Raw genomic sequence first — 20505 nt, 5'->3', positions numbered from 1 at the left:
CTCCTCTGTCTTATGACCTAAGGAGAGTCTTTTATGCCCCGTTTCGAACGCCTCAACGCGTACCAGCCGTACGCCTTGGCCGCCCTCCGCATCATCACCGCTCTGCTCTTCATCGAGCACGGCACGATGAAGCTTTTCGCCTTCCCGATCCCGCAGGGTGCCGGCGGTCCGCTGTCGCCGCTGTTCCTGTTCGCTGCCCTGCTCGAGTTCATCGGCGGCATCGCGATCCTCGTCGGCTTCCTGACCCGTCCGGTAGCCTTCATCCTCGCCGGCCAGATGGCTGTCGCCTACTTTATGGCGCACTTCCCGAGCGGCTTTTTCCCTGCCGTAAACGGCGGCGCCGAAGCAATCCTCTACTGCTTCATCTTCCTGTTCCTGGTCTTCGCGGGTGCTGGCGCATTCGCGATCGACAAGCGCAACGCGTAATCGGCTCGTTTGCCGAGACGACAATTCAGATGCGCCGGGGACGAGCGCATCGACCGATCGGCCGCTTCGGGGGCCGATCGTGTTTCAGGAGCCTTATCAGCCGAGACGTTCGGCGTGCCACTTCAGGTGATCGTCCATGAAGGTTGAGATGAAGTAGTAGGAGTGGTCGTAGCGCTCGTGCATGCGTAGCGTCAGCTTGATGTCGGTGTCCTTGATCGCCTCTTCGAACAGCCAGGGGCGCAGGCCGTTTTCCAGGAAGCCGTCGGCCTTGCCCTGGTCGATCAGGAATTCCGGGAAGCGCGCGCCATCCTTGACCAAGGCGCAGGCATCGTACTGACGCCATGTGGCGCGGTCGGCGCCGAGATATTTTTCGAAGGCGGGGGCGGACCAATCGGCCGTCGAGGGCTCGACGATCGGCGCGAAGGCCGAGCAGCTCTTGAAGCGGCTGGGGTTCTTCAGCGCGATGGTCATGGCGCCATGGCCGCCCATGGAATGGCCGAAAATGCCTTGGCGATCCATGTCCATGCGGAAGTGCGGGCGCACAAAGGCGGGCAGTTCCTCGGTGATGTAAGTATACATCTGGTAGTTTTCGGCCCAGGGCTTTTCGGTGGCGTCGAGATAGAAGCCGGCGCCCTTGCCCATCTGCCAGTTGGTCAGTTCATCCGGCACGTCGTTGCCGCGCGGGCTGGTATCGGGGCAGACGATGATCAGGCCAAGCTCGGCCGCCATGCGGCGATACTCGCCCTTTTCCATGACGTTGGCGTGGGTGCAGGTGAGGCCCGAGAGATACCACAGAACCGGGCAGGGCTTTTCGATCGCCTGCGGGGGCACGAAGACCGCGAAGGTCATGTCGCACTTCAGGGCCTCGGACGTATGCGTGAAAACGCCCTGCATGCCGCCGAAGGCGGTCGCCTGGGAAATGATGTTCATTCTATTCTCCTGGTGGCGGCGTGACGGCCTTGGCGCGGCGGCACAGCCGATCGAATGTTTCGAGGAAACGGGAGCGGTCCTTTGGACCGAAGGCGGCGTTGTAGCCCTTGCTTTCGCCTGTTTCGCGCAGATGCGCGCCGAGATCGCGCATGGCGGAGGCCATGCCGATATTGGTGTCGTCGAAGACGCGGCCGGTTGGGCCGGTGACGAATGCGCCCGTCGCGACGCAGCGCACCGCGAGCGGCACGTCGGCTGTGACGACGACATCGCCCGGGCCGGCATGCTCGGCGATCCAGTTGTCGGCGGCGTCGAAGGCATTGGAGACGATGACGTTGTGCACCATCGGATCGCGCGAGGGGCGCAGGCCGGAATTGGCGACGAAGGTCACTTCGATGCCGAGCCGCTCGGCGACCTTAAGGACCTCGGGCTTGACCGGGCAGGCGTCTGCGTCAACGTAGATATGGTGCATGGGTGTTTGTCGGTGTCCTGTCTGTGCGCTCGTGCGATGGCTCCCGGTTCGTTGCCTGGCGGCGAGAAGGGAGCGCGGCGCTTGGTACCAAATATTTCAATCATTTGCGAGCGGAACCAGCGCCGTCATCGTCTGATGACATCGCTGGTTCCATCGATGCTGCGCTCGACCCTTACGCCTCCTTCAGCGTGCCGGCTTTCTTCGCGGCGAAAGTCGCCAGCACATCCATCAGCGTCGGGTTCAGGCAGTCGTAAGGCGCAAGGCCGAGTTCGCCGAGACGGTTGCGAACGCCGGACATCGCGGAGGGTGGCGTGCCGCTTTCGATGATCGAGGAGACGAAGGCGGCGAAGGTGGGTTCGGGCCAGCCGGCTTCCTGGAAGCGTTCGGGATGGACGAAGGAAAGGCCCTTGAAGGCGTGGTCGCGCTCGACGGGGCCGTACATGTGGACGCCGCACTCCTTGCAGGCGTGACGCTGGATCAGCGCGTCCTTGTCGACGACGGCAAGCTTGTCGCCGTTTTCGACAACGGTGACGTTGTCTGTCGAGGCGACCGCGACAACCGAGAAGGCAGCACCCTTCGGCTTCCAGCACTTGGTGCAGCCGCAGGCGTGGTTATGGGCGACCGTGCCCTTGACCGCCACCTTGACCGGGCGGCTGGTGCAGGCGCAGACGAGCGTGCCGCCGCCGAAATTCGTCTGGCCTTTCTTGACCCCGCCATCGAGCGCGGGGTGGATCGATAACTGATATGCCATGCTCAGCTTCTCCTCCTCAGCTGCCGATGGCTCCCAAATCAGGACCGATTTGTGAAAAAGCCGCCGGCCATTTCAAAGTCGTGCCGCATTGCGTGGTGGGTGTGTCTTGGCGTGGGTCGTGGAACCTACCGCTGTTTCTTGAGGCTGCGTGCGTAAGATTCCAGGACTGCGTTCATGCGCGTCTGATAGCCTTTTCCGGAACTACGATAGAACTGCAGGACCGATTTCTTGATCCGCAGCGTAACTTGTTCCGTTCCCTCGCGTTCGACAAGCTCGGCTTTGCTCCAGAAACTGTCGTCGAGTTCAGGGATGTCGCTGGTGTCGATATCCTCATCGGCAAGGGCCGCCAGTTCTTCAGGGCTTAGTTCTTTGTCGTATCTCTGCGACATAGCGCTCCCTTTCTTTTCGTTTAGCGGGCCGGGCGGAAATAATACGCTTGATGCCGTTACGATCGGTGTGCGTCACAACGAGAAACAAAATGCCATCGACAAGGCCGATGCTGTTTTCGCGGATTTCACCGTAGTCGAACCTGTCGTCAACGGCGGTCAGAACGGGACCATCGAAAATCCGCACGGCCGTCGAGAAGCTGACGCCATGTTTTGCAATGTTTGCAGCATTCTTGGCGTCGTCCCACTCAAACATTAGATGCAATTGTAACTACGATTGCATCTACATTCAAGCGAAGGTCAGCGTGCCTGCCTGACCATGTCGACGTGCGGAATGCCGTCCTCGAGATATTCCTTGGAGGTCGGCTCGAAGCCGAGGCTGCCGTAGAAGCGGGAGAGGTGGCTTTGGGCGGAGAGGTAGATCGGGGTTTGCGGATAGCGCTCTTCGCAGACGGAAATCGCCTCGCGCATGACGGCGTCGCCGAGGCGCTTGCCGCGATGATCAGGCGAGACGACGACGCGGCCGATCTTGGCGGGTGTATCTTTGTCTTCCGGTGCGAAGATGCGGGCGGCGGCGATCAGGTCGCCGTCCTGCAGCAGGCGCAGATGCAGGGCATCCGCATCCTTGCCGTCGAGTTCCGGATAGGGGCAGTTCTGCTCGACGACGAAGACGTCGACGCGCATTTTTAACAGAGCGTACAGCTCGACGGCGGAGAGCTCATCGAGCCTCCGCGCGTCGACCGTATAGTTTGGCTGGGTGATCAATAGACCACCACGCCGCGGATCGATTCACCTTTGTGCATCAGGTCGAAGCCCTTGTTGATGTCTTCGAGCGGCATGGTGTGGGTGATCATCGGATCGATCTGGATCTTGCCTTCCATGTACCAGTCGACGATCTTCGGCACGTCGGTGCGGCCACGCGCGCCGCCGAAGGCGGTGCCCATCCAGTTGCGGCCGGTGACCAGCTGGAACGGACGGGTGGAGATTTCCTGGCCAGCGCCGGCAACGCCGATGATGACAGACTTGCCCCAGCCGCGATGCGAGGATTCCAGCGCCTGGCGCATGACCTTGGTGTTGCCGGTGCAGTCGAAGGTGTAGTCGGCGCCGCCGATGAGGTCGCCGTGGCGCTTCGTCATGTTGACCAGATAGGGCACGATGTCTTCGCCGACTTCCTTCGGGTTGACGAAGTGGGTCATGCCGAATTTTTCGCCCCATTCCTTGCGGTCAGGGTTGATGTCGACGCCGATGATCATGTCGGCGCCGGCAAGGCGCAGGCCCTGCAGTACGTTCAGACCGATGCCGCCGAGGCCGAAGACGATGGCGGTGGAGCCGATCTCGACCTTGGCGGTGTTGATGACGGCGCCGATGCCGGTCGTGACACCACAGCCGATGTAGCAGACCTTGTCGAAGGGGGCGTCTGGGTTGATCTTGGCGAGCGCGATCTCAGGCAGAACGGTGAAGTTCGCGAAGGTCGAGCAGCCCATGTAATGGTGGATCTTGTCCTTGCCGATCGAGAAGCGGCTCGTGCCGTCAGGCATGACGCCCTGGCCCTGGGTCGAGCGGATCGAGGTGCAGAGGTTGGTCTTGCGCGAGGTGCAGGAATAGCATTCGCGGCATTCCGGCGTGTAGAGCGGAATGACGTGGTCGCCCTTCTTTAGCGAGGTGACGCCGGGGCCAACGTCGACGACAACGCCAGCGCCTTCATGACCGAGGATGGCCGGGAACAGGCCTTCCGGGTCGGCGCCCGAGAGCGTGAAGTCGTCGGTGTGGCAGATGCCCGTGGCCTTCACCTCGATCAGCACTTCGCCGGCCTTGGGGCCTTCGAGCTGCACGGTCATCACTTCGAGTGGTTTTCCTGCCTGTACGGCAACGGCGGCGCGAACGTCCATGGTAGTCTCCAATATGCTGATTTGATCGGGCGGACTTTTGCACGCGTAAGGAGCGCGGCTCAAGGAAAAAGCCGCGCCGCTTCGTAAAATCCTTGTCAGATGAGCGGCTTGCGCCGGTCTCTATACCGTCTGCGTCAAAACAGGCGGTCGATGGCGGTGATGACGGCGTAGCCATGCATGGCGATGGCGGCGTAGAGGCCAAAGGAGACCAGCATGCGCTCGCCGCCGTTCATCTCCTCGAGCTTCTGCCGCGGCTTGAAGGAGCCGCCGCCGATGACGCTGACGACAGTAAAGATCAAGAGGCCAACGACGAGATAGCGGGCCGGGAGCCCGATTTCGGCGCCGACGCAGAGAATGCAGAGCGTGACCAGAAAGCTCGCCAGGATCTGCGAGCGCTTGGTTCTGAATATCTGCCGCAGGACCTGTCCACCGTCAAAGCGCTGCATCGGCAAAAGGTTCAGCAGGTTGAAGGCGCCGAGAATGAGGAGGAAGACGAGGATGGGTGCGTCCGCGGCGGCGGGAAGGATGCCGTGATCGGCGAAGCTGTGGCCGAGCACTAGGATCGGTACCAGGAAAGCCGACATGCCCGAACCCATCAGCGCGCAAGTCGCGACCTCGAACAGCGACCGGTAGGGCCGGCTGCCAATGGCGATGCCGCCGAGGAAGGGAATGAAGACCATGCGCACCGAGGTGTGGCCGAACATGCGGTAAGCGGCCATGTGGCCGAGTTCGTGCAGGGCGATCACGACAGTGAGGAAGGTCGAGATCATCAGGCCGCGCTGCGTGAGGCCGAGGAAGGGCCATAAAAGCAATGTCGACAGGATGGCGAGCGCGACCTGCACGAGCGGGTGCTCGAAATAGCCCTGCGGCTGCGAGGTTCCTGTCTTCAGCCAGCCATCAAGCGCCCGCATTTCGCGGCGGAGTGCAACGTAGCGAAAGATCAGGAAGGCGAGGCCGCGATAGCGATCCGTCTGGTCGACTTCCAAGACGGCGCCGCCATCGACGGTGGGCCGGATGATGCGGCGCTCGCGATAATCCTTCCAGAAGGATGCGTCGAGCGTGCTGTCATCGACGATAGATGATTGAAAGCCTTGGGCATTCGGGGAAAGCGCCAACAGTGGTTCGATCGCGAGCAGGCGGCGAGTGGGGGCGTCGTTCCTGTCCCGGTAGCGGTAGGTCTGCTCGACGACATTGCCGCCCGCCTCCATCTGTCGGCTCGATATCACCTGATGGTGCCAACTTGCGTTCGAACCCATCGGGTTCATGGCGTTCCAGAGGGTTTCCGGCGTGCAATCGAAGGAGCGGCTGACATGCAGCGTTCTCAGCCCCAGGGGCATTCGCATCAGGAGCCACAGCATGCCGAGATTGATAAACAGCAGCAGCAGCGCGGATTGCATGACACTCATCATTCACTCCATCCGGCAGGGATCCGGATGGGTTAAAGACTAGCGGCGACGCGTTAACAAATGCGGAGCGGAACGTGACGGCAGGGTGTGCCGGAACGGGTCAAGCGAACTCCATGATGACGGCGTCCACCGCCAGGCTTTCGCCGGGCTTGGCGTTGATGACGCCGACCACCAGATCGCGCTCGGCGCGCAGCACGTTCTCCATCTTCATGGCTTCGACGACGGCAAGCGTCTCGCCGGCTTTCACTTCCTGTCCCTCGGTAACGGCGATCGAGACGACCAGCCCCGGCATCGGGCAGAGCAGGAGCTTGGAAGTGTCCGGCGGCAGCTTGACTGGCATCAGGCGGTCGAGTTCGGCGTGACGCGGCGTCAGCACCTTGGATTTCACCGACAGGCCCTGCCAATCGAGCCGGACGCCGTTGAGGATCGGGCGGAGCTGCGCCGTGACCGGCTGCTTGCCGACCTCGCCGCGCCAGACCGGCTCGCCCGGTCTCCAGTCGGTGACGACGCTCAAAGTTTGCCCGGCGATATCCATTTCCATCTCGAAGGGAACGGTCACGAGGCCGTCGAGCAGGCGCACGTCGATATAGTCGTCGCCGAGCCTGACGCACCAGTGATCGCGCAGCGGATAAGTGGCGCTGCGCAGCCGGTCGGCGAAGGTCTCGCGGCGATTGGCTTCGATCAGCGAGGCGGAAAGAGCGATGGCGGCAAGTGTGGCGCGTTGGCTCTCATCGGGCATCACCGGCGCGAAGCCGTCGGGATATTCCTCGGCGATGAAGCCGGTCGACAAGCGGCCTTCGCGCCAGCGCGGGTGCTTCATCAGGGCGGAGAGGAACGGGACATTGTGCTCGATGCCATCGACCACGAAGCCATCGAGCGCCTCGCCCATGGCCTCGACGGCCTCAGCGCGGGTCGGTGCCCAGGTGCAAAGCTTGGCGATCATCGGGTCGTAGTACATCGAGATCTCGGCGGCTTCGAAGACGCCGGTGTCGTTGCGGACGACCGCGTTGCCCGCCTTGCCTTCCCGCGGTGGGCGGTAGCGCGTCAGGCGGCCGATCGAGGGCAGGAAGTTGCGGTAGGGATCCTCGGCATAGATGCGGCTTTCGACGGCCCAGCCATTGAGCTTGATGTCTTCCTGCGCGAAGGGGAGTTTCTCACCCGCAGCGACGCGGATCATCTGCTCGACGAGATCGATGCCGGTGACGAGTTCGGTGACGGGGTGTTCGACCTGCAGGCGGGTGTTCATTTCGAGGAAGTAGAAATTGCGGTCACGATCGACGATGAATTCGACCGTGCCGGCGCTCTGGTAGTCCACGGCCTTTGCGAGCGCCACCGACTGCTCGCCCATGGCGGCGCGGGTGGTCTCATCGAGGAAGGGCGAGGGTGCTTCTTCGGCGACCTTCTGGTTTCGGCGCTGGATGGAGCATTCGCGTTCGCCGAGATAGACGACATTGCCATGCGCGTCGGCCAGCAGCTGGATCTCGATATGGCGGGGATCGACCACGTATTTCTCGATGAAAACGCGGTCGTCGCCGAAGGAGCTCTTCGCCTCCGAGCGGGCGCGGTCAAAGCCATCGCGCACTTCCGCCTCGGTCCAGGCGATGCGCATGCCCTTGCCGCCGCCGCCGGCGGACGCCTTGATCATAACGGGGTAGCCGATCTCGGCGGCGATCTTTTCGGCGTGCCCGGCATTTTCGATGACGCCGAGGTAGCCGGGGACGGTGGAGACATTGGCGGCGCTGGCGAATTTCTTCGATTCGATCTTGTCGCCCATGGCATTGATCGCCTTGGGCTTCGGGCCGATGAAGACGATGCCCTCTTTCTCCAGCGCTTCGCAGAAGGAGGCGCGCTCGGAGAGGAAGCCGTAGCCGGGGTGGACGGCCTGGGCGCCGGTCTGTTTGCTGGCTGCGATGATCTTCTCGGCCACGAGATAGCTCTCGGCGGCGGCCGCCGGGCCGATGTGGACGGCCTCATCGGCCATTTCGACATGGAGCGCATCGCGGTCGGCATCGGAATAGACGGCGACGGTCGCAATCCCCATGCGGCGCGCCGTCTTGATGACGCGGCAAGCGATCTCGCCGCGATTGGCGATCAGAATTTTCGTGAACATGAAGACTCCACCCGTGACCTGCGTTCCGAGTCTTAAGCATAAAGACTGGAACGCACAATCACGGATAGGGCACGGAGAACAGTGAGGCGATCAGGCGACGGCCGCTTCGCCACCGAGCCTGTCGTCAACGATCCTAAGCCAGCGGGTGCGGCGCGGCGCCTCGGCGTAATCGGTGAGCGTGAGCGCCGAGACGATCTGCGACCAGCGCGGATGGTTCGACGCCGGCAGCGTCTCTTCGCCGATCTGCATCAGCACCGCCCAGGTGAGCGCCTGTACCGTTATGGTACCGCCTTCGCTGAGCGCACGCAGGATGCGCATGACGTAATCCACATCCTGCCTGGTGATTCCCCGGCGATCGATGGCGCGGCTCTGGTGATAGGCGCCTCGATTGTCTGATAGCGCCAGGCGCAGCTGATCGAGCGCAAACGCGCGCAGCTCGTCCGGCACGTAGGCGGAAATCTCGATGACGTGGAGCACGAGCTCCAGCTCGACGGCCGAATGGATGACACCGTCGGTCGCGACCATGCGCATCAGCCAGGCGACGTTGATTTCGTCGAGAGAGCCTTGCGGATAGTTATAGTGGACGATGAAGGCCGCGAGCTGCTCCACGAAATAGGTGTTCCATTCGGGGCATTTCTCGGGGCAGGCGTTGTTCAATGCCAGCATGACGACGACGTCGTCGGCGGTCCTGATTCCCTCGGGAAAACTGTGTCTGCGCAGAAGATCGATATCCTCCACGCCAAGTCGATGCTTTCCGGCGATGACACATGCCGGAAAAGCGAGTCGAATTTCGCTCATCTTTTCTCTCCAGGCCTCATCATGAAGCCGAAGATTCTTCTAGCGCCAGCGAATTGATGTTCTCTCAATAGGCGGAGTTAACAAGGCGTTTACGGTTCAGGCCTGTTTGGCGGCCCGTGCCTGCACCCGTTCACGCCAGATAATGAAGAGGCCGGAGGCGACGATGATCATGATTCCCACCCATTTGGAGAAGTTCGGGAAATCGCCGAACAGGGCGTAGCCCAAGATGGTGGCGGAGATGATCTCGAAATACTGGAACGGCGCCAGAAGCGAGAGCGGCGCCATGCGGAAAGCCCGGACGACGATCATGTGCACGTAGCCGGAGAGCGAGCCGAGAATCAGAAGCAATACGAGGCCGAGAATCGATGTCGGGAGCGAGACGTCGAAATCGCTGACGCCCATGCCGTTTCCGACGATGAGCGCAGCGGACATGAAGAGCGTGCCGCCGATGCCGGCCATGGTCTGCATCGTCAAAGGCGAATCGGCATTGCCGATGGCGCGGTTGAGGAAAAGATAGAGAGAGAACAGGAAGGCGCAGCAGACGGGCAGCAGCGCCTTGAGGCCGAAGACCTCATAGCTCGGCTGAATGACGATCATTGCGCCGCCGAAGCCCACCACGATCGCCGTCCAACGCCGCCAGCCGACCTTGTCGCCCAGAAAAAGCGCCGAAAGGCCGGCGAGCATGAAGGGCTCGACGAAATAGATGGCGAAGACGTCGGCGAGCGGCATGTATTTGACCGCGACAAAAAACAGGAGACCCGCCGCCCCATGCAGCGCGCCGCGCAGCAGATTCATCCAGGGGCGCTTGGCCGACAGCGCGTCCCAGCCGAACATCATAAAGAGAATCGGCAGCGTGCACAGAAGCTGGAAAAAGAATCGGTAGAAGGTGACCTGACCGGGCGACATGCCCTCGAACGTCGCCATGTACTTGGCGATGGCATCCATGGCGGGGAGGACGATCATCGCGCCGGCCATCAGCGCCATGCCTTGCAGAGGATTGTGCAGGTCGGTTTTATCGGACATCTTCGAGAAATTTCATTGGGCTGGGATCCAGCCGTTATAGACAATAAAATCTCTCGTTAAGAGATGCCGCGTACGACATATCGCGTCGTCGGGAGCCAGTTGCTCTGGCTGGTCTCACTCCTTAGGAGAGAGATGGTGCGGTCGAGAAGACTCGAACTTCCACGGGTTGCCCCACAGCGACCTCAACGCTGCGCGTCTACCAATTCCGCCACGACCGCATCGTGGTAGGTGCCGGTTTGTGCCGGCGACGCAGCATGTAGCAAAAGGTTTTTCGGGACACAAGGGCCATGTGACAGATTTTTTCAAAGAAGGTGACAGCGTTTGTAAAGGCAGCAATTCGGAGCCATATAGATGCTCGAAAAAGCCCGCGATCACAGGCGCTGCGGGCCGCAAGGAATGGCTATGTTACGAACGGACCTCGATTTTTCCATGTTTCCACAGGCCGGCTCGCGCCCGGTGCGCTGGCGGATCTCCAATGGGCTGGTGCCCTATCAGGAGGCTGTGGATATCATGGAGCAGGAAGTGGCAGCGATTGCCGAGGGCGGTGACGAACTGGTGTGGCTGCTGGAACATCCGCCGCTCTACACGGCCGGAACCAGCGCCGATGCACGCGATCTGGTGCAGCCTGACCGCTTCCCGGTTCATGCCACCGGGCGCGGCGGAGAATACACCTATCATGGGCCCGGCCAGCGGGTCGCCTATGTGATGCTCGACCTGAAACGCCGCCGCCAGGATGTTCGCGCCTTCGTGGCGGCGCTAGAAGAGGTGATCATTCGCACGCTTGGTGAGATGAACGTGCGCGGCGAGCGGCGCGAGGATCGCGTCGGCGTATGGGTCTGTCGCCCCGACAGGCCGCCGCTGCCCGATGGGACGGTGGCGGAAGACAAGATCGCGGCACTCGGCATCCGCTTGCGCAAATGGGTGACGTTTCACGGGCTGTCGCTCAATGTCGAACCCGATCTCGATCATTTCGGAGGAATCGTTCCCTGCGGAATCTCTGCTTATGGGGTCACAAGCCTTGTCGATCTCGGCCTGCCGGTGACGATGGATGATGTGGATGTGCTGCTGCGCGAAGCGTTCGAATCGGTCTTCGGTGAGACGGTGAACGGCTGAGCGCGTCATCGGACGAAGCCAATATGCAGAAAGGGCCGGTGGTAATCCGGCCCTTTCGCTTTTTCGCGTCTACTTGATGCCGACGTCGCGGCAGGCATCGGTATGCGAGGCGCCGCCGTCACCACCTGCCGTATGCAGGCCGTGACCTCTAGGCGAGTCAGCGCATGGGGGGAGTGGCTTGATGCTTGCCGTCGCCATCTTGTCGACCGGCGGTGCGACGCGAACGGGAGCGAAGCCGTCGCTGTCCGTCGTATAGTCGTTGGAATATTCCGGCGCCTTGTGCTGCGTGTAATGTATGGGCTTCGGCGGAGCAACTTTAACGGGGGCGAATCCATCGCTGTCGTTATTGTAGTCGTTCGAATACATCGGCTGGGCGAAAGCGGCGCCGGAAAGGCAGAGGGTAAGCACGGCTGCGGCTGCTGCAAATTGAATGCGCATATCAGATCTCCTCAATCCATTGTTGCACACAATGTGACGTCCATTACCCTCGGCAAGAGCAACTTCGCGCCTCAATTGAGGCCGGATTGTGAACAGTATCCGGCGGTCGGGTGCACGTTTTTTCACATGAAATCACGGCGGCGCGACTGCGTTTGATCGCCATTTGATTGGCCAAGCGATTCGCTAAACCAGCGAGTGACGCGGCACCATATCGGCAATCGAGAGATGATGTTTTCTGCCAAAACAACCCTGTTTTGACAGAAAATGTTAGCCAGCGTTGCGCAGGTCTGCCGCGCCGATCAGCTCGTCCACCAGCGCAGGTGTAAGCTCGCTGAACGCCTTGATGATCCGCGTCGGCTGCAGGCTTTCGATCGGGACGTCAGAATAGCCGAAGGGCACCGCGATCGAGGGGATGGCGGCATTGCGGGCGACGAGGATGTCGTTGGCGCTGTCGCCGATCATGATCGAGCGTTTCGGGTCGCCGCCGACCTTTTCGATCGTGCCGAGCAGATGGCCGGCATCGGGTTTGCGCACCGCGAATGTGTCGCCGCCGGTGATGGCGTCGAAATAATGGGTAAGCTGCAGCCGCTCCAAGAGGGTGCGGGCAAGGCCCTCCAGCTTGTTGGTGCAGACCGCGAGCTTGTATCCCTTGGCCTTCAACTGATCCATCGCGTCGATCAGTCCCGGATAGGGGGCCGTCGCGCCCGGCATGTTGTCCGTGTAATGCGTGATGAAGCGCTCGAGCAGATCAGGAAATTTCTCGGGCTCCAGCGGGTGCCCCTGCAGCTTGCAGGCCCTTTCGATCATCACCTTGGCGCCATGGCCGACCAGATGCGTCAGGTCGTCATAGGTGACCGGCGCAAGATCGAGTGCTGCGATCGTGTAATTGAGGCTGTCGACAAGGTCGACATGGGTGTCGAGGAGGGTTCCGTCGAGATCGAAGACGACAAGGGCAGGGGTCAATGGAGTTTTCGCCTGTTCAGTGTTGGGATGCATCCGAGTTAAGCGATGAAGGCCGCAAAAGCAACGCTTTGGGCCGGTGGAGCAGGCTTTCGCAGTGTGCTTCGGATTTCGAAAGCGCGACATTATTTTGGCTTTCGTTTGACTGGCGGGCCGTGTAAACAACGCAACCAACGTAACAATGCGTAACGTAACACTGGGAGTAAGCGGCGCATGGACGCCCGCGAAATGAAGATCAAGGCCGCGGCTGCGGCACTCGCCCATGTCGAGCATGGGATGCGTCTCGGGATCGGAACCGGAAGCACGGCCGAGGAATTCGTGCGGTTGCTTGCCGAGAAGGTCGCAGACGGTTTCAAGGTCGAGGGCGTTCCGACATCGGAGCGCACGGCGCGGCTTTGCGTCGAGCTCGGCGTTCCCCTGAAATCGCTCGACGAACTGCCGGAACTGGATCTGACAATCGACGGCGCCGACGAGGTCGATGCCGCGCTCGGGTTGATCAAGGGCGGCGGCGGGGCCCTGCTGCGCGAGAAGATCGTTGCCGCAACATCCGGCCGCATGATCGTGATTGCCGACGAGAGCAAGTTGGTCGATACGCTCGGCGCCTTCCCGTTGCCGATCGAAGTCAACATGTTCGGCCTCGTTTCGACGCGCATCGCGATCGAAAAGACGGCTGTTCGGCTTGGCCTTTCGGGTGCGTTGTCGCTGCGCCAATCCGGCGACGGCAATTTCACCACGGATGGCGGACACTACATTATCGATGCATCTTTTGGCCGTATTCCTGATGCAGAGGCGCTTTCGACCCAGTTGAATGCGATCCCCGGCGTCGTGGAGCACGGGCTCTTTCTCAATATGGCCGCGCTGGCGATCATCGCCGGTCCGGCGGGCGCGCGCGAGCTGCGGGCAACAAGGTAACAGGAGTTGGAACTCATGAATAAATTTGCAGGTTTTGGCCGTTTTGCTGCTGCGACCGTCATTCTCTCGGGTGTTGTCCTGGGCTCTGTAGCCCACGCGCAGGAAGCATCGCCGGAACAGCTGAAGGCAGCCCGCGCGGCTATCGACGCGATCGGCGCCACCACCCAGTTCGACAACATCCTACCGGGCCTCGCCGAGCGCCTGAAGGCCGACCTGATCCAGGATTCGCCGAACTACCAGGACCAGATCACGGCTGAAGTCGACAAGCAGGCGCTGGCGCTTGCACCGCGTCGTGCCGATCTCGAAAAGGAAGCCGCGGTCACCTACGCCAAGGCGTTCACGGTCGAGGAACTCAACGCCATCGCCGCCTTCTACGGCTCGCCGGTTGGCCAGAAGCTCCTGAAGGACGGCCCGATCGCTTCGCGCGAAACCGTCAAGGCCGCCGACATCTGGGCGCAGGGCATCTCCCGCGACCTGCAGAAGTCGACCAGCACCGAGCTTGCCAAGGTGATCAAGCCGGCCCCGGGCGCCGGCACCGATCCGGCAGCTCCGGCCGCCAAGCCTGCTGCCAAGCCGTAAGGCCCGCATCATCGCTTATCAACGAAGCCCCGGTTCGCCGGGGCTTTTGTTTTTGGCGACATCAGTACTATATCAAGCCTTCCTTCCATCTGACGATTCCTTCCTTCTGATGTTTTGTGCCGGAGATCCCCATGACAGCCTATGATTACGACCTCTTTGTCATCGGTGGCGGCTCGGGTGGGGTGCGCAGCGCGCGTGTGGCGGCCGCACTCGGCAAGAAGGTGGCGATCGCAGAGGAATATCGCTACGGCGGTACCTGCGTCATTCGAGGATGCGTGCCGAAGAAGCTCTTCGTCTACGCCTCGCAATATCACGAGCATTTCGAGGATGCGGGCGGCTTCGGCTGGACCGTCGGCGAAAGCACGTTCGACTGGAAGAAGCTGATCGCGGCAAAGGATGCCGAGATCACACGGCTTGAAGGGCTCTACAAGAAGGGGCTGTCGGGCGCCAACGCCGAGATCCTCGACACGCGCGCCGAACTCGTCGACCGGCATACCGTGCGGCTGGTCAACACCGGCAAGACGGCGACGGCGAAGACGATCGTGATCGCGACTGGCGGAACGCCGAACCTGCATGGCGCGCTGCCCGGCCATGATCTCTGCATCACCTCCAATGAGGCTTTTCATCTCGAAGAGCTGCCACGCTCGATCGTGATCGTCGGCGGCGGTTATATCGCGGTGGAATTCGCCAATATCTTCCATGGGCTCGGCGTCGAGACGACGCTCGTCTATCGCGGGGCGGAAATCCTGTCGCGCTTCGACCATGACCTGCGCCGCGGCCTGCATGAGGCGATGGTGGCCAAGGGCATCAAGATCCAGTGCCACGACATGCTGAAGAGCGTGGCGAAGGGCGAGGACGGGCTGGTCGTCGAGACGCTCAACAACGGAACGATGAATGCCGACGTGGTGATGCTCGCCATCGGCCGCGTGCCGAACACGCATGGCCTCGGACTTGAGGCTGCCGGCGTCGAGATGAATGCGCAGGGCGCCATCGTGGTCGACGATTATTCGCGCACCAATGTCGAGAACATCTATGCGCTGGGCGATGTCACCGACCGGGTACAGCTGACACCGGTGGCGATCCACGAGGCGATGTGCTTCATCGAGACCGAATACAAGAACAACCCGACGAAACCGGATCACGATACGATCGCCACCGCGGTCTTCTCGCAGCCCGAGATCGGCACGGTGGGGCTGACCGAGGAAGAGGCCGGCAAGCGCTATAGCGACGTCGAGGTCTATCGCGCGCAGTTCCGGCCGATGAAGGCGACGCTGTCGGGACGGACCGAGAAGATGATCATGAAGCTGATCGTCGATGCGGCAAGCCGCAAGGTTATCGGCGCCCACATTCTCGGCCATGACGCCGGCGAGATGGCGCAGCTGCTCGGTATCACGCTGAAGGCCGGCTGCACCAAGGATGATTTCGACCGGACCATGGCGGTTCATCCGACCGCCGCCGAAGAGCTCGTCACCATGTATGCGCCGAGCTACAGGTTGAAGGATGGCGTGCGGGTTTGATCCGCGCCTATTAGCTCGTGATACCGCCTAGCTGGTGATTCTCGGCGAGCTGATGGTCCTCAGGAAGAGGGCCTTCATCGCGGCGGAGATGCCTTCGGTCGGCGAGACCTCAAAATAGAGGCCCGGCGAGGCGCAATCCGACATGCGCGTCGGGATTTCGCTCTGGAAGGGCTTGATCCAGCTATTGTACCAGCTGTTGCTCGGCAGCGGCAGGTAGGTCGTGTAGAGGATGGCGATCTTGACGCCTCGATCCTTTAACGGCTTACAGAAAGACGTGTCGATCGGTTCCTGGCATCGGCCGCCTGTCGTCTTCTTAGTGCAACTCGACGGCTTGTAAGCATCGGCGACGCCATCGGAGACGAAGAACAATATCTTCTGGCGATCGGTATTCGAGTTGCCGCTGCCGGCTGGCTCGACAATCGAATTCATCTGCGTGAGCGCGCTGTCGAAGCTGGTTAGCTGGTCGGAATTGTAGTTCTGATAGGGAATGGTCATCAGATCGACAGCGTCGGTATAGCTCTTCACCTGCGTGAGGTTGGATGTCAGGCTGGAGATCGTCGTCAGCTTGGCGTCTTCGGCCTTGGTGCCGAAGGTGTAGACGCCCATGCGGAACTGGTCGGACGTGACACGCTCGCTCTTTGCCGTATCGGTCAATGCCTGCGTTGCCTTACGCACGACGTCGATACGCATGTTGACGCCAAGGCTTTTGGCAGCCGTATAGTTGTTGCTGGCCTGATCCATCTGGTGGCAGGCAAAGGCGCAACCGGTCTTGGCCTGCAGCTTCGAGACGTCGTCAGCAGTCGCACCCACACCCATGGACGGGGTGTTATCGAGGAGCATGTAAAAATCCATGAAGGACGCGGTCTGATACTGCGCCGTCGCGGTGCCCGAGATCTTCATCGACGTCTGCCCCAGGATTTGCATGAAGCTCGTAGATACGGCTGCGCTGAAGGAGACGGTCGAATTCAGCGTATTGGACGTTTTGGTCACGTCGATCGTGAGGTCGACCGGCAGGTTGCCGGTTTCGCCCGACATCTGGGAAAAGAAGATGTTGTGCGCATCTGTTTTGGCGATCGGGATCGGGCCGTTGCCTGTCATCGTCATGGCGGCGGCTGCTGCATCCGAACTTTGGGCGATCGCGCCCACGGCGGCGGCATCGGCAGCGGCCTGAAGCTGGGCGCGGACGCTGAGCGCGTGCGAGAAATCAACGGAAAGGCCTGCGGCGCCCACCAAGGGAACAGTGAGCAGTGCGGTGATCATGCCGAAATTGCCTGATCGATCCGCGACGAGACGGCCAAATATGCGCATAGAGGTATCCTGGGGAGTATCCTGGGAGTTGGAAAATTCATGCGTCAAAAAGCCGAAGCGTCATGCCCCGCTGTGTCAAAACAGGACGATCCTTAGCTTCCAAGCATGAATTAGATACAAAGCGTCTTGGTATATCGAACGTTAAGCGCGCGACGGGCGTTTGAAAACGCGGCCGCGAATACCTTTATTGGGCGTCATTGCATGGCGCTATGAGGCGGACGAGAGCGCAGCGAACCCCGCTATGCAAGATGAAGCTAAACGGCTATAAGCCGCCCATATTTCAAAGACGGGATATCCGGCCGGTACCGGATACTGAGACAGGTGAACGAGATGGCACAGAATTGGACTCCGAACAGTTGGCGGCAAAAACCGATCCAGCAGGTTCCGGATTATCCGGATCAGGCAGCAGTTGCGGCGACGGAAGCCCAGCTGGCGTCGTATCCTCCGCTCGTTTTCGCAGGCGAGGCGCGTCGTCTGAAAAAGCATCTTGCCAATGTGGCCGAAGGTAACGGCTTTCTCTTGCAGGGTGGCGATTGCGCTGAGAGCTTCGCGGAACACGGCGCGGACAACATCCGCGACTTCTTCCGCGCCTTCCTGCAGATGGCTGTCGTTCTGACCTACGGCGCGCAGCTTCCTGTCGTCAAGGTCGGCCGTATCGCCGGTCAGTTCGCCAAGCCGCGCTCCTCGGGCATCGAAACGCTCGATGGCGTGTCGCTGCCGAGCTACCGCGGCGATATCATCAACGGCATCGAGTTCACCGAGGAAGCGCGTATTCCGAACCCGGAACGCCAGGCCATGGCTTACCGCCAGTCGGCCGCGACGCTGAACCTGCTGCGCGCCTTCGCGATGGGCGGCTATGCCAACCTCGAGAACGTGCACCAGTGGATGCTCGGCTTCATCAAGGACAGCCCGCAGGGCGAGCGCTATCGCAAGCTGGCGGATCGCATCAGCGAGACGATGGATTTCATGAAGGCGATCGGCATTACCGCCGAGAACCAGCCGAGCCTGCGCGAGACCGATTTCTTCACCAGCCACGAAGCGCTGCTTCTCGGCTATGAAGAAGCGCTGACGCGCGTCGATTCGACTTCGGGCGACTGGTACGCCACGTCTGGCCACATGATCTGGATCGGCGACCGTACGCGCCAGCTCGATCACGCGCATGTGGAATACTGCCGTGGGATCAAGAACCCTATCGGTCTGAAGTGCGGCCCGACGCTACAGGCGGACGATCTGTTGAACCTGATCGACGTTCTGAACCCTCAGAACGAAGCCGGTCGTTTGACGCTGATCTGCCGCTTCGGCCATGACAAGGTCGCCGAGCATCTGCCGCGCCTCATCCGCGCTGTCGAGAAGGAAGGCCGCAAGGTCGTCTGGTCTTGCGATCCGATGCACGGCAACACGATCACGCTCAACCACTACAAGACGCGGCCCTTCGAGCGGATCCTGTCGGAAGTCGAAAGCTTCTTCCAGATCCATCGTGCGGAAGGCTCGCATCCTGGCGGCATCCACATCGAGATGACCGGCAAGGACGTGACCGAATGCACGGGTGGCGCGCGCGCCGTGACCGCGGAAGACCTGCACGACCGCTACCACACGCATTGCGACCCGCGTCTCAATGCCGATCAGGCGCTCGAGCTCGCCTTCCTGCTCTCCGAGCGGATGAAGAGCGGTCGCGACGAGAAGCGGATGGCCGTCAACGGCTAATTGCTGATCGCCTGCTTAGACTGAATTGAATGAGCCCGGCCATCGCGCCGGGCTTTTTCATTGCACCAGCACGGATTGCTGGCACCTGGCATCGGTGAAGCGCACGTCGGCCTCGCCGATCTTGATCCCGAGCATCAGCAGGGTGTTGTAGAGCACGTCGTCGAGAGGCGTGGTGACGCTCGACAGCGTATCGGCGATCGCCTGCATCACCGCCTTGTTGGTTCCGAGCGTCAGGATCAGCAGCTGGATCTGGATATCGGTGCCGGCGATCAGCGACTGGACGGCTGACGTGAGCGTGTCTCTTGTCGAGACATTCTTGACCGCCTTGTTGGAGATGTCGTTGGGCTGGAATGTCAGGCGCGTCTTGCTGGTGTTGGTGAGGTCGATATCGGCCAGCGCGTTCACCTTGAGGAGCAGGGCGTCGATGATGGTGGCTGATGTGACGCGCGGCTTGGTGCCGAAATTGGCCATAGCGGTCGGATCGACATCGCCGAGCGCGATCTCGGCGACCCCTGGCACGACATCGACGCCGATGCTGGCGCTCTTCGGGCCGCCGCCGAGGCAGGCGAAGCTTGCGAGCTTGGCTTCGGCATAGGCAGCCTCGACATACAGCGGCACGCGAACCTTGATGCCGGCGATGGTGCTGAGCCCCGTGACGCCGGCTTCGATGGCAATGCGGATCTGCGCAGTGCGGACGGCCGATCCCGTGGTGCCGATGGCGTTGGAGGCGATGCCCTTGGGGCGCTCGCCGATCGCGATTTTCAGCGTGACGCTGGTCAGCCCCGGGACGGTGCCGGCGAGATTGACGCCGACCTGCTTGCCCTGGTTGGCGGCGAAGGCGCTGGCCGAGATGATGTCGAGCGCGCTTGCCTCAAGCAGCAGGTGCGAGCCGGAGCCGATCATCCGCTCGCCGACGGAACCGAGGCTCATGAGGTTCTGCAGCTTGACCTTGATCTGCGTGGTGCCGAGCCCCTTGGAGAGCGAGGTGATCGCCTTGCTGACGGTTGGTGTCAGCCCTTGCGTGGCGGCCAGCGTGTCGAGCAGGCGCGGATAGGAGATGTCGGTCGCCAGCAGGTCGTCATAGGTGCCGGCGGTGACGTTCAGCTTGGTCGCGAGAAGATCGAGATAGGACAATAGGTCGATATTGGCGGCGGCGAGCGCATCGTAATCGGCCACCTTGAGCGAGACCGTGGTGCCAAGCAGGCCGCCGAGCACGGCGTTGAGGATGCCGCCGTTGAGGCTGGCGAGACGCGAGCCGACGGAGAAGGCGGCGAGCTTGGAGGCGGATGCGGTTCCGGTCGCGCCGAGCGTCGGGGGCGGGATGATGGAGGCGGCGAAGGTCAACTGCGCCTTCTGCTGGATCGCAACCTTGACGGCATCATAGGGCTGGGTTCCGGCCACGAAACGCTGCTCCAGCGGCACAGTGGGGTCGGCCAGATAAATCCCTGGCGTGTATTTGACGACGGCGTCGTAGGTATCGAGCTGGGCGGCGTTAAGCAGCTTCGTTCCAGACGATGTTGCGTAAGCCACGCCTGACTTTACGGCGACGTTGAGGCCGTTCTGCTGGTAGTTCGTGACCAGGTTGCTGGCGGCGTTGTTGATGTCGGAGGCGGCGACGATGGCGCCGATATCGCTCAACTGCTGCAGGCGGCGCTGCTGCAGCGTCATCGCGCCGAAATCGATCCCGAGCGCAAGCGTGGAAATGATCAACGGCGCCGACAGCGCCGCCATAATCGCGATGTTGCCATCCCGGCGGGTGCTGAAACCCGCCAGATATCGCCTCATG

The 20505-nt window shown here is 61.5% G+C and carries 21 protein-coding genes and 1 tRNA gene; 6 read left to right on the top strand and 16 right to left on the bottom strand.

Features of this window, described 5'->3' with window-relative positions; translation table 11 throughout:
• The first annotated feature begins 33 nt into the window (after positions 1-33).
• Complete coding sequence (locus J5286_RS12235; protein WP_209190555.1) at positions 34-426, top strand: DoxX family protein; 393 nt, start codon at positions 34-36, stop codon at positions 424-426.
• Positions 427-522: 96 nt separating this feature from the next.
• Here J5286_RS12235 and fghA read toward each other — a convergent pair whose 3' ends face one another.
• The 12 genes from fghA to J5286_RS12175 all read right to left on the bottom strand — a co-directional run bounded on the left by fghA (position 523) and on the right by J5286_RS12175 (position 10406).
• Positions 523-1356, bottom strand: a complete 834-nt coding sequence (gene fghA / locus J5286_RS12230) for an S-formylglutathione hydrolase (RefSeq protein WP_209190554.1) — start codon at positions 1354-1356, stop codon at positions 523-525.
• A 1-nt stretch (position 1357) separates the two neighbouring features.
• Positions 1358-1825, bottom strand: coding sequence for a YaiI/YqxD family protein (locus J5286_RS12225; protein ID WP_112534347.1), 468 nt, complete (start codon positions 1823-1825; stop codon positions 1358-1360).
• Between the two features lie 172 nt (positions 1826-1997).
• Positions 1998-2576: an S-(hydroxymethyl)glutathione synthase gene (gene gfa, locus J5286_RS12220; RefSeq protein ID WP_209190553.1), complete on the bottom strand. Its 579-nt coding sequence runs from the start codon at positions 2574-2576 to the stop codon at positions 1998-2000.
• 125 nt (positions 2577-2701) lie between these two features.
• Positions 2702-2965 carry a BrnA antitoxin family protein gene (locus J5286_RS12215; protein WP_047512030.1) on the bottom strand — a complete coding sequence of 88 codons (264 nt, stop codon included), beginning with the start codon at positions 2963-2965 and terminating at the stop codon, positions 2702-2704.
• Positions 2931-3218, bottom strand: a complete 288-nt coding sequence (locus J5286_RS12210; RefSeq protein ID WP_209190552.1) for a BrnT family toxin — start codon at positions 3216-3218, stop codon at positions 2931-2933. The genes J5286_RS12215 and J5286_RS12210 overlap by 35 nt, the downstream gene beginning before the upstream one ends.
• 44 nt (positions 3219-3262) lie before the next feature.
• Positions 3263-3724 (bottom strand): GNAT family N-acetyltransferase, encoded by a 462-nt coding sequence (locus J5286_RS12205; protein ID WP_449090059.1) that lies wholly within the window; start codon positions 3722-3724, stop codon positions 3263-3265.
• On the bottom strand, positions 3724-4851 hold the full coding sequence (locus tag J5286_RS12200) for an S-(hydroxymethyl)glutathione dehydrogenase/class III alcohol dehydrogenase (protein ID WP_113199410.1): 1128 nt from the start codon (positions 4849-4851) through the stop codon (positions 3724-3726). Before J5286_RS12200 ends, J5286_RS12205 begins: the two co-directional genes overlap by 1 nt.
• Before the next feature lie 134 nt (positions 4852-4985).
• A complete protein-coding gene (locus J5286_RS12195) occupies positions 4986-6257 on the bottom strand; it encodes a zinc metalloprotease (RefSeq protein ID WP_209190550.1) in 1272 nt (423 codons plus the stop codon).
• Positions 6258-6357: 100 nt separating this feature from the next.
• Positions 6358-8367 (bottom strand): acetyl-CoA carboxylase biotin carboxylase subunit, encoded by a 2010-nt coding sequence (locus J5286_RS12190; RefSeq protein WP_209190549.1) that lies wholly within the window; start codon positions 8365-8367, stop codon positions 6358-6360.
• 90 nt (positions 8368-8457) lie between these two features.
• Positions 8458-9165, bottom strand: coding sequence for a hypothetical protein (locus J5286_RS12185; RefSeq protein WP_209190548.1), 708 nt, complete (start codon positions 9163-9165; stop codon positions 8458-8460).
• A 96-nt stretch (positions 9166-9261) separates the two neighbouring features.
• Positions 9262-10188: a DMT family transporter gene (locus J5286_RS12180; protein WP_209190547.1), complete on the bottom strand. Its 927-nt coding sequence runs from the start codon at positions 10186-10188 to the stop codon at positions 9262-9264.
• A 133-nt stretch (positions 10189-10321) separates the two neighbouring features.
• Positions 10322-10406, bottom strand: a tRNA-Leu gene (locus J5286_RS12175).
• 178 nt (positions 10407-10584) lie between these two features.
• On the opposite strand from J5286_RS12175, the gene lipB reads away from it, so the two are divergent.
• Entirely contained in the window at positions 10585-11301 is a 717-nt protein-coding gene (lipB, locus tag J5286_RS12170) for a lipoyl(octanoyl) transferase LipB (RefSeq protein WP_209190546.1), read from the top strand.
• A 69-nt stretch (positions 11302-11370) separates the two neighbouring features.
• Here lipB and J5286_RS12165 read toward each other — a convergent pair whose 3' ends face one another.
• Positions 11371-11739, bottom strand: a complete 369-nt coding sequence (locus J5286_RS12165) for a hypothetical protein (RefSeq protein ID WP_209190545.1) — start codon at positions 11737-11739, stop codon at positions 11371-11373.
• A 267-nt stretch (positions 11740-12006) separates the two neighbouring features.
• Positions 12007-12702 (bottom strand): HAD family hydrolase, encoded by a 696-nt coding sequence (locus tag J5286_RS12160; protein ID WP_209190544.1) that lies wholly within the window; start codon positions 12700-12702, stop codon positions 12007-12009.
• Positions 12703-12912: 210 nt separating this feature from the next.
• Between J5286_RS12160 and rpiA the strand changes: the two genes are divergently transcribed.
• The 3 genes from rpiA (at position 12913) to gor (ending at position 15707) form a co-directional block, all read left to right on the top strand.
• Positions 12913-13611, top strand: a complete 699-nt coding sequence (gene rpiA / locus J5286_RS12155) for a ribose-5-phosphate isomerase RpiA (RefSeq protein WP_209190543.1) — start codon at positions 12913-12915, stop codon at positions 13609-13611.
• 15 nt (positions 13612-13626) lie between these two features.
• Positions 13627-14190 carry a DUF2059 domain-containing protein gene (locus J5286_RS12150; RefSeq protein WP_111565049.1) on the top strand — a complete coding sequence of 188 codons (564 nt, stop codon included), beginning with the start codon at positions 13627-13629 and terminating at the stop codon, positions 14188-14190.
• 131 nt (positions 14191-14321) lie between these two features.
• Positions 14322-15707 carry a glutathione-disulfide reductase gene (gene gor / locus J5286_RS12145; RefSeq protein ID WP_209190542.1) on the top strand — a complete coding sequence of 462 codons (1386 nt, stop codon included), beginning with the start codon at positions 14322-14324 and terminating at the stop codon, positions 15705-15707.
• 27 nt (positions 15708-15734) lie between these two features.
• Here gor and J5286_RS12140 read toward each other — a convergent pair whose 3' ends face one another.
• Positions 15735-17015 (bottom strand): pilus assembly protein TadG-related protein, encoded by a 1281-nt coding sequence (locus tag J5286_RS12140; protein WP_209190541.1) that lies wholly within the window; start codon positions 17013-17015, stop codon positions 15735-15737.
• Between the two features lie 330 nt (positions 17016-17345).
• On the opposite strand from J5286_RS12140, the gene J5286_RS12135 reads away from it, so the two are divergent.
• Positions 17346-18719 (top strand): class II 3-deoxy-7-phosphoheptulonate synthase, encoded by a 1374-nt coding sequence (locus J5286_RS12135; RefSeq protein WP_018902356.1) that lies wholly within the window; start codon positions 17346-17348, stop codon positions 18717-18719.
• Between the two features lie 57 nt (positions 18720-18776).
• On the opposite strand, the gene J5286_RS12130 is transcribed toward J5286_RS12135, so the two are convergent.
• Positions 18777-20504, bottom strand: coding sequence for a pilus assembly protein TadG-related protein (locus tag J5286_RS12130; RefSeq protein WP_209190540.1), 1728 nt, complete (start codon positions 20502-20504; stop codon positions 18777-18779).
• Position 20505 lies beyond the last annotated feature (1 nt).

Source organism: Rhizobium sp. 16-488-2b, assembly GCF_017741815.1.
GTDB lineage: Bacteria > Pseudomonadota > Alphaproteobacteria > Rhizobiales > Rhizobiaceae > Rhizobium.
Note: the sequence above shows the minus strand (reverse complement) of the source record. Positions and strands in the feature narration are given on the sequence as shown.

Bases quoted from the DNA above. Each gene is read 5' to 3' on its own strand.
- J5286_RS12235 (WP_209190555.1), top strand. From the start codon at position 34: ATGCCCCGTTTCGAACGCCTCAACGCGTACCAGCCGTACGCCTTGGCC.
- fghA (WP_209190554.1), bottom strand. From the start codon at position 1,356: ATGAACATCATTTCCCAGGCGACCGCCTTCGGCGGCATGCAGGGCGTT.
- J5286_RS12225 (WP_112534347.1), bottom strand. From the start codon at position 1,825: ATGCACCATATCTACGTTGACGCAGACGCCTGCCCGGTCAAGCCCGAG.
- gfa (WP_209190553.1), bottom strand. From the start codon at position 2,576: ATGGCATATCAGTTATCGATCCACCCCGCGCTCGATGGCGGGGTCAAG.
- J5286_RS12215 (WP_047512030.1), bottom strand. From the start codon at position 2,965: ATGTCGCAGAGATACGACAAAGAACTAAGCCCTGAAGAACTGGCGGCC.
- J5286_RS12210 (WP_209190552.1), bottom strand. From the start codon at position 3,218: ATGTTTGAGTGGGACGACGCCAAGAATGCTGCAAACATTGCAAAACAT.
- J5286_RS12200 (WP_113199410.1), bottom strand. From the start codon at position 4,851: ATGGACGTTCGCGCCGCCGTTGCCGTACAGGCAGGAAAACCACTCGAA.
- J5286_RS12195 (WP_209190550.1), bottom strand. From the start codon at position 6,257: ATGAGTGTCATGCAATCCGCGCTGCTGCTGCTGTTTATCAATCTCGGC.
- J5286_RS12190 (WP_209190549.1), bottom strand. From the start codon at position 8,367: ATGTTCACGAAAATTCTGATCGCCAATCGCGGCGAGATCGCTTGCCGC.
- J5286_RS12185 (WP_209190548.1), bottom strand. From the start codon at position 9,165: ATGAGCGAAATTCGACTCGCTTTTCCGGCATGTGTCATCGCCGGAAAG.
- J5286_RS12180 (WP_209190547.1), bottom strand. From the start codon at position 10,188: ATGTCCGATAAAACCGACCTGCACAATCCTCTGCAAGGCATGGCGCTG.
- lipB (WP_209190546.1), top strand. From the start codon at position 10,585: ATGGCTATGTTACGAACGGACCTCGATTTTTCCATGTTTCCACAGGCC.
- J5286_RS12165 (WP_209190545.1), bottom strand. From the start codon at position 11,739: ATGCGCATTCAATTTGCAGCAGCCGCAGCCGTGCTTACCCTCTGCCTT.
- rpiA (WP_209190543.1), top strand. From the start codon at position 12,913: ATGGACGCCCGCGAAATGAAGATCAAGGCCGCGGCTGCGGCACTCGCC.
- J5286_RS12150 (WP_111565049.1), top strand. From the start codon at position 13,627: ATGAATAAATTTGCAGGTTTTGGCCGTTTTGCTGCTGCGACCGTCATT.
- gor (WP_209190542.1), top strand. From the start codon at position 14,322: ATGACAGCCTATGATTACGACCTCTTTGTCATCGGTGGCGGCTCGGGT.
- J5286_RS12140 (WP_209190541.1), bottom strand. From the start codon at position 17,015: ATGCGCATATTTGGCCGTCTCGTCGCGGATCGATCAGGCAATTTCGGC.
- J5286_RS12135 (WP_018902356.1), top strand. From the start codon at position 17,346: ATGGCACAGAATTGGACTCCGAACAGTTGGCGGCAAAAACCGATCCAG.
- J5286_RS12130 (WP_209190540.1), bottom strand. From the start codon at position 20,504: ATGAGGCGATATCTGGCGGGTTTCAGCACCCGCCGGGATGGCAACATC.